5 protein-coding genes are annotated in these 5,675 nt (G+C 73.3%); 1 reads left to right on the top strand and 4 read right to left on the bottom strand.

What is annotated here, in order from left to right; translation table 11 throughout:
- The coding region (locus tag ACTIR_RS0101075; RefSeq protein ID WP_233345792.1) for a M23 family metallopeptidase at positions 1 to 891 on the top strand (891 nt) is incomplete at its 5' end.
- 112 nt (positions 892 to 1,003) lie between these two features.
- Here ACTIR_RS0101075 and mgtE read toward each other — a convergent pair.
- The 4 genes from mgtE to ACTIR_RS0101055 form a co-directional block, all read right to left on the bottom strand.
- Positions 1,004 to 2,335 (bottom strand): magnesium transporter, encoded by a 1,332-nt coding sequence (gene mgtE, locus ACTIR_RS0101070; RefSeq protein ID WP_026452898.1) that lies wholly within the window; start codon positions 2,333 to 2,335, stop codon positions 1,004 to 1,006.
- A gap of 77 nt (positions 2,336 to 2,412) precedes the next feature.
- On the bottom strand, positions 2,413 to 4,743 hold the full coding sequence (locus ACTIR_RS0101065) for a heavy metal translocating P-type ATPase (protein WP_026452897.1): 2,331 nt from the start codon (positions 4,741 to 4,743) through the stop codon (positions 2,413 to 2,415).
- Between the two features lie 51 nt (positions 4,744 to 4,794).
- Entirely contained in the window at positions 4,795 to 5,010 is a 216-nt protein-coding gene (locus tag ACTIR_RS0101060; protein WP_026452896.1) for a heavy-metal-associated domain-containing protein, read from the bottom strand.
- A gap of 71 nt (positions 5,011 to 5,081) precedes the next feature.
- A complete protein-coding gene (locus tag ACTIR_RS0101055) occupies positions 5,082 to 5,363 on the bottom strand; it encodes a metal-sensitive transcriptional regulator (protein ID WP_026452895.1) in 282 nt (93 codons plus the stop codon).
- Positions 5,364 to 5,675 lie beyond the last annotated feature (312 nt).

Genomic DNA, 5,675 nt, shown 5'->3' with positions numbered 1-5,675 from the left:
GAGGCCGCCGCACGGGAGGAGCTCGACGCCGCCGTCGCCGCGCACGAGCGGGCGACCGGCCGGGCCGCCGACGCCCAACAGCGCGTCGACGACCTCGGGACGGCGATCCAGCAGACCCGGAACCAGCTGGACAAGGCCGCCCAACGCGCCGAGCAGTACGCCGGCAGCGAATACCGTTTCGGCAGCCTCGTCGGCCCGGTCCTCGGCTACCTCAGCGCCGACGAGGACGAGCGGGCCGGGACGTCGCTGAACGTGGCCGGCAACAGCAGCGCGGACCCGACCGGCGACCTCACCGACCGCCTCGAGGCGCAGCAGGACACCGAGCAGGCCGCGCAGGCGAAGCTGAAGCAGACCCGCAACGCCGAGAAGAAGGCCGCCAACACGCTGGCCGACGCGGAGCAGGCACACGGCGCCACCGTCGCCGACCTGGACGCCGCCCAGGCCCGGGTCGACGAGCTCGCCGCGGAGAAGGCCGCCCGGACACCGGGTGGTGCCGCCGCACCGGCCGCCGGTGTGGTGCAACCCGCCCAGGGTGAGTTCACCTCCGGGTACGGCGCCCGCTGGGGCAGCTCGCACCTCGGCATCGACATCGCCAACGACATCGGCACCCCGATCGTCGCGGCCCACTCGGGCACGGTGGTCTCCTCCGGCCCGGCGAGCGGCTTCGGCCTGTGGGTGCGGGTCCAGCGCGACGACGGCCTGACCACCCTCTACGGCCACATCAACGAGTCGCTGGTCTCCGTCGGCCAGGAGGTCGAGGCGGGCCAGGAGATCGCCACGCTCGGCAACCGTGGCCAGTCCACCGGCCCGCACCTGCACTTCGGTGTGGTGGAGAACGGCGAGAAGATCGACCCGCAGGAGTGGCTGGGCCGCTTCGGCCTGCGCTACTGATCCTGCGCCGAGACGTGCGGGCCGCCTTCGCCGCCACGGACGCGGCGGGGGCGGCCCGCAGCACCATGTCGCGGGCGCGGTGCCGGGGTTCCGGCGCCGCGCCCGTCTCCGTTCACAGCCCGAACACGAACCGGGCCACGAGGAAGTAGATGACCAGGCCGGTGGCGTCGACGAGCGTGGTCACCAGCGGTGCGGAGATCACGGCGGGGTCGATGCCCACCCACCGGGCCAGCAGCGGCATCGTCGCGCCGATCGTGGCCGCCCAGGCGCACACCAGCACCAGGGACACGGCCACGCTGGCCGCGACGGTGAACTGCACGATCACCGTCCCGATCACCAGGCCCACCACGGCGAGCATGGCGCCGAGGAGCAGCCCCACCCGGCACTCCCGCCAGGCGACCCGGGGCACGTCCCGGGTGCGGACCTCGCCCACGGCCAGGGCCCGCACCGCCGCCGTCGCCGCCTGGGCCCCCGCGTTGCCGCCCGTGCCGACGAGCAGGGGGATGAACAACGCCAGCGCCGTGATGCGCTCCAGCGTGCTCTCGAAGAACTGGAGCACGTTCACCGTCAGGGTCGCGGCCACGATGAGCAGCAGCAGCCACAGCGCCCGCGACCGCGCCAGCGCCACCACGCTCGCCGACATGTAATGCCCGGTCCACGGGGTCGCGGCCGACTGGCGGGCGATGTCCTCGGTGTCGGCGGCCTCGATGACCTCCAGGGCGTCGTCGATGGTCAGCAACCCGAGCACCCGGTCCTCACTGTCCACCACCGGCAGTGCCAGCAGGTTCGCGTCCTGCATCAGGCGCGCGGCCTCCTCGACGTCGTCGGTGGCCCGCACCCGCGGGGTGAAACCGTCGGCGATCTCGGCCACGGGCAGGTCCGGGGGACTGAGCACCAGGTCCCGCAGGGAGACGGTGCCCAGGAAACACCGTCGTTCGTCGATCACCGGCAGGGTGTAGACGGTCTCCGCGTCGGGGCCCCGTTGCCGGACCACCCCGAGCGCCTCGTCCGCGGTGAACCGGTGCCGCACCGCCACCGTCTCCGGGCTCATGTACCGGCCGACGGTGTGTTCCGGGTAGCCGAGCAGCGCGGCCGTCAGGCCGCGTTCCCGCGGACTCAGCCCGGCCAGGACGTGCCGGGCGAACTTCGCGGGCGCCTCCCCCAGCAACCGCGCGCGGTCGTCGGGATCCATCGCCTCGACGACGTCACGGAACGCGCGGTCGCGGAGCCCGGAGAGCACCTTGTGCTGGTCGACGGGGTCCAGCTCCTCGAACACCGTGAGGGCGCGGTCCTTGTCGAGCAGCCGGAACAGCAGGACCGCCTCGACCTCCTCGGCGCGGGCCAGCTCGTCGGCGATCTCGTACGGCGCGTGGTCGGCGAGCCACCGTTCGAGCCCGGCGATGTCGTTGCTGCCGAGCAGTTCCCGAGGAGCCTCCGCGGTCATGTCCCTCCCCTCACGTCCCCTCGCGGGTACCACGCGGTAAACGCGCTACCCGCGAGGGGACGTCGGAGGGACCGTTCTCAGCGGAACGTGCGCAGCCGCAGGCTGTTGCTGACCACGAACACCGAGCTCAGCGCCATCGCCGCACCCGCGATCATCGGGTTGAGCAGCCCGGCCGCCGCCAGTGGCAGCGCGGCGACGTTGTAGGCGAACGCCCAGAACAGGTTGCCCCGGATGGTGCCGAGGGTGCGCCGGGACAGCCGGATCGCGTCCGCGGCCACGCGCAGGTCACCCCGCACGAGCGTGAGGTCGGCCGCCTCGATCGCGACGTCGGTGCCGGTGCCCATGGACAGGCCCAGGTCCGCCGCGGCGAGCGCGGGGGCGTCGTTGATGCCGTCACCCACCATCGCCACGGCCCGCCCCTCGGAGCGCAGCCGCTCGACGACGGCGACCTTGTCCGCGGGCAGCACCTCGGCGATCACCTCGTCGATGCCGACCTCGTCGGCCACGGCACGGGCCACGGCCCCGTTGTCCCCGGTGAGCAGCACCGGGGACAGGCCCAGCTCCCGCAACCGGGCCACGGCCTCGGCGGAGCCGGGCTTGACCGTGTCGGCCACCGACAGCACCGCGCGGACCCGGCCGTCGACGGCCACGACGATCGCGGTCCGGCCCTTCTCCTCGGCCGCGGCGCGGACCTCGGCCAACTCCGGTGGCAGCTCCAGGCTCCACCGTTCGAGCAGGGCGGGCCGTCCGACGACGACCGCGGTGCCGTCCACGACCCCCTCCACGCCGAGGCCCTCCACGGCGGCGAACTCCTCCACCGCGGGCAGTTCACCGGCCCGTTCGGCGGCACCCCGGGCCACGGCCGCCGCGACGGGGTGTTCGGAGGCGTTCTCCAGCGCGCCCGCCAGCCGCAGTACCCCGGTGGGGTCCTCGCCGTCGGCCGTGTGCACGTCCACCAGTTCCATCCGACCGGTGGTCACGGTGCCGGTCTTGTCGAGCACCACGGTGTCGATCCGCCGGGTCGATTCGAGCACCTCCGGCCCCTTGATCAGGATGCCGAGCTGGGCACCCCGCCCGGTGCCGACGAGCAGCGCCGTCGGCGTGGCCAGCCCGAGCGCACACGGGCAGGCGATGATCAGCACGGCGACCGCGGCCGTGAACGCCGCCGACGCGGGCGCCCCGGTGACCAGCCAGAACGCCAGCGTGCCCAGGGCCAGTGCGATCACGATCGGCACGAACACCCCGGAGACGCGGTCGGCGAGCCGTTGCACCTGCGCCTTGCCGGTCTGCGCCTGCTCGACCAGCCGCGCCATCTGCGCGAGCTGGGTGTCCCGGCCGACCTTGGACACGCGCACGATCAGGCGCCCGCCCGCGTTCACGGTGGCGCCGGCGACCGTGTCCCCCGGTGCCACCTCCACCGGCACGGACTCGCCGGTGAGCATGCTCTCGTCCACCGCGGAGCTGCCGTCCTCGACGACCCCGTCGGTGGCGATCTTCTCGCCCGGCCGGACGACGAACCGGTCGCCGACCGCGAGCTCCGCCACGGGCACCCGGTGCTCGACACCGTCGCGCAGCACCGAGACGTCCTTGGCGCCGAGTTCGAGCAGCGCGTGCAGGGCGGCGCCCGCGCGCCGTTTCGCCCGCGACTCGAAGTAGCGCCCGGCCAGGATGAAGGTGGTGACCCCGGCCGCCACCTCCAGGTAGATGTTCGCCCCACCGTCCGCGCGTTCGATCGTGAACTCGAACGGGTGGGTCATCCCCGGCACCCCGGCTCCGCCGAACAGCAGCGCGTACAGCGACCACAGCAGCGCCGCGAGGGTGCCCATGGAGATGAGCGTGTCCATCGTCGCGGCGCCGTGCCGCAAATTCGTCCACGCCGCCCGGTGGAACGGCCACGCCGCCCACACCACGACCGGCGCGGCGAGCGTGAGCGAGATCCACTGCCAGTACGTGAACTGCAGCGGCGGGACCATGGCCAGCAGGATCACCGGCACGGACAGCACCACCGCGCCGATCAGGCGCTGCCGCAGCGAGCGCAGGGCCGTGTCGTCGCTGTCCGCCTCCGCGTTCGCGGTGAGGTCCCCGGACGTGCCGCCGCGCACGGCGGCGCCGGTCTCCCCCGTGGTCGTGGTGTTCCCGGTGTCGGCCGGGGGCGGCGGCAGCGCGGCCGAGTACCCGGCGGCCTCGACCTGGCCGATCAGCGTGTCCGGGGCCACCCCGTCGGCGTAGCTGACGGTGGCCTTCTCGGTCGCGTAGTTGACCGTGGCCTGCACCCCGTCCAGCTTGTTCAGCTTGCGTTCGACACGGTTGGCACACGACGCGCACGTCATCCCGCTGATCGCGAGTTCCACCTCGTGCCGGGGTGCCTCCGTCGACACCGATCCGCCGTCGGTCGTCTCCGACGTCATCGCGCGCTCCTCCCTGTCGGCCTGCCGTCCGGGCCCGTGGCACCCGGGTGGTCAGGCGCTGAGCTGGTATCCGGCTTCCTCGACGGCCGCGCGGACCGCCCCGCTGTCGACCTCACCCCGGCTGCGGACCGTCACCCGGCCACTGGCCAGGTCGACGTCGACGTCGGTCACGCCCGGGATCTCCCCGACCTCCTCGGTGACCGAACGGACGCAGTGCTCGCAGGTCATTCCGGTGACCGTGTAGGTCGCCTCGGTCGTCGCCGTCATCGCGGAACCTCCTTCGTCGCCGCCGGTGTGGCGGCGGTCGTCGTGTGTGTCGTTGCGTGGGACCGGTCGACTCAGGACCGTACGAGCCGCGCGATCGCCTCGCTGGCCTCCCGCACCTTCTCGTCGGCGGCGTCACCGCCCTCGGTGAGCGCCTCGGCCACACAGTGCTTGAGATGGTCGTCGAGCAGGCCGAGCGAGACCGACTGCAGCGCCTTGGTCACGGCCGAGACCTGGGTGAGCACGTCGATGCAGTACTCGTCGTTCTCCACCATCCGCTGCAGGCCACGCACCTGCCCCTCGACGCGGCGCAGCCGCGCGAGAACCGCGTCCTTCTCCCCGGTGTAACCACGCATGGGTCGTCCCTTCGTGCCGTGTCGACGGACTGACACTATACCCATACCCCCTAGGGGTACAAGCCCACGCGAGGGCGGCGCACGGCAAACGGCCCCACACACCGTCCGCGGTGCGCGGGGCCGTCGGCGGGGGAGGTACGACTCAGTCGGTGCGGTCGATGGGCTGCGTGTGCTCGACCGGCCGCGCGCTCCGGATCGGCTGGGTGTGCTCGGCCGACGGTGTCCCGGCGCGACCCGGTGCCGCCCCTTCCGGCGACGCACCCTCCGGCGACGCACCCTCCGGCGGGACGTCCGACGACGAGGTGCCCGGGG

It is taken from the genome of Saccharomonospora iraqiensis subsp. iraqiensis, from assembly GCF_000430445.1.
GTDB lineage: Bacteria > Actinomycetota > Actinomycetes > Mycobacteriales > Pseudonocardiaceae > Saccharomonospora > Saccharomonospora iraqiensis.
This window is presented reverse-complemented; position numbering and strand designations above follow the sequence as displayed.